Here is a 1,799-nt window from a genome sequence, read left to right as displayed (position 1 = left end):
AATATCCCAGCACCCGGTAGAGCGCACCGGAGTCCAGAAGATGCCACCCCAGGCGAATCGCCACTAACCGGGCCACGGTGCCCTTGCCGGAGGAAACCGGCCCGTCAATCGTCAAAACAGGGGTCATTTCACCTCCAGCTTCAGGCCTGCATGGGTCGCCAACTGGGCGAACCCGGGGAAGCTGGTGGCCACGTTGGCACAATCATGAATGGTAATCGGGCCTGTCGCGCGCAGGGCCGCCATGGCAAAACTCATGGCGATGCGGTGATCACCGTGGGACTGGACCTCCCCACCACCGAACTCGCCCCCGGTGATACGAATGCCGTCTTCGAAGACTTCGTGGCTCACACCCAGCGCCGCCAGGCCATCGGCCATCACCTGGATGCGGTCGGATTCCTTCACCCGCAGCTCTTCCGCCCCGCGTAATATCGTCTCGCCTTCGGCGCAGGCCGCTGCGATGAAAATCGCCGGAAATTCGTCAATGGCCAGCGGCACCAGCGCTTCGGGGATCTCGATTCCCTTGAGCGGCGCCGCCTTGACGACCAGGTCTGCCACCGGCTCGCCGCCGGCATCTCGCTGATTTTCCAGGCGAATATCCGCCCCCATCAGTTTGAGAATATCGATCACACCGGTGCGAGTGGGGTTGATGCCCACGTGCGGCAAGGTCACTTCGCTGTCTGCCGCGATGGACGCGCCGACCAGGAAGAAGGCGGCCGACGAGATGTCCGCCGGCACTTCCAGGCTGCCGGCGGACAGTGTGCCACCGCCAGTCAGCGCGCTGGTGGGGCCGTCACGGCGCACCTCATAGCCAAAACCGCCCAGCATCCGCTCGGTATGGTCCCGGGTGGGCGCCGGTTCGGTCACCGACGTTTCTCCTTCGGCATACAAGCCACCCAGCAGAACTGCCGATTTTACCTGGGCGGAGGCCATTGGCAGGTCGTAATGGAAGCCCTTGAGGGGCTGACCACCGCGAATGCGCACCGGGGGACGCCCCTGCTCGCCTGTGGTGATCTGGGCGCCCATTTCCCGCAGCGGTTTGGCGACGCGCTCCATGGGGCGTTTGGACAGGGAGGCATCCCCGGTCAGCTCCACATCGAAGGCCTGGCCGGCCAGCAAGCCGGTCAGCAGGCGCATGGAGGTGCCCGAGTTGCCCATGTACAACGCTTTTCCCGGTGCCTTGAGGCCATGCAGCCCCACCCCGTGAATCGTCACCTGGCCGTTATGGGGGCCTTCAATCACCACCCCCATGTCGCGGAACGCCTGCAGGGTCGCCAGGGCATCTTCCCCTTCCAGAAAGCCTTCTACCTGGGTCACCCCTTCTGCCAGCGAACCAAGCATGATGGAGCGATGGGACATGGATTTGTCGCCGGGCACGCGCAGGCGGCCCTGTAGCTGACCACCCGGTGTGACCACAAAAGTGGGATTCCGGCCGGCGTCATTACTGTCTGTCATGGTTACGTCGTCACCTGCACACTGAACATGGTGGGCGCGCGTATAGGAGGTGCGCCCGTTCATAGCCAAAAAATGGGCCCGGGCGGTGTTCGCCCGAGTCATGATGCCCATCAGGGCATCGGAATCTTCATTTTCCACTGCCTGGCGGAAGCGGCCGATGCCATCGCTGAACTGGTCCAGCGCCTGCAGCAAGGCCGCCTTGTTTTCACGAAAGATGTCGTGCCACATCACCGGATCGGAGCTGGCAATGCGGGTGAAGTCGCGAAAACCGCCGGCAGCATAACGGAAGATCTCGGTGGAATCTCCCTGCCTGGCCAGCGTATCCACCAGCGAGAACGCCAACAGAT

Annotated in this window: 2 protein-coding genes; both read right to left on the bottom strand. The window is 63.3% G+C overall.

Annotation, left to right across the window (positions count from 1 at the left end):
- On the bottom strand, positions 1-127 hold a 127-nt coding region (locus tag A3730_RS20405), incomplete at its 3' end, for a (d)CMP kinase (RefSeq protein ID WP_197477548.1).
- Positions 124-1,799 (bottom strand): bifunctional prephenate dehydrogenase/3-phosphoshikimate 1-carboxyvinyltransferase (locus tag A3730_RS20400; RefSeq protein WP_063538793.1); only part of this gene is annotated, 1,676 nt, incomplete at its 5' end. The genes A3730_RS20405 and A3730_RS20400, both read right to left, overlap by 4 nt.

The sequence above is a fragment of the Alcanivorax sp. HI0044 genome (assembly GCF_001634945.1).
The sequence above is the reverse complement of the archived record's forward strand: the minus strand, read 5'-3'. Positions and strand labels throughout refer to the sequence as shown.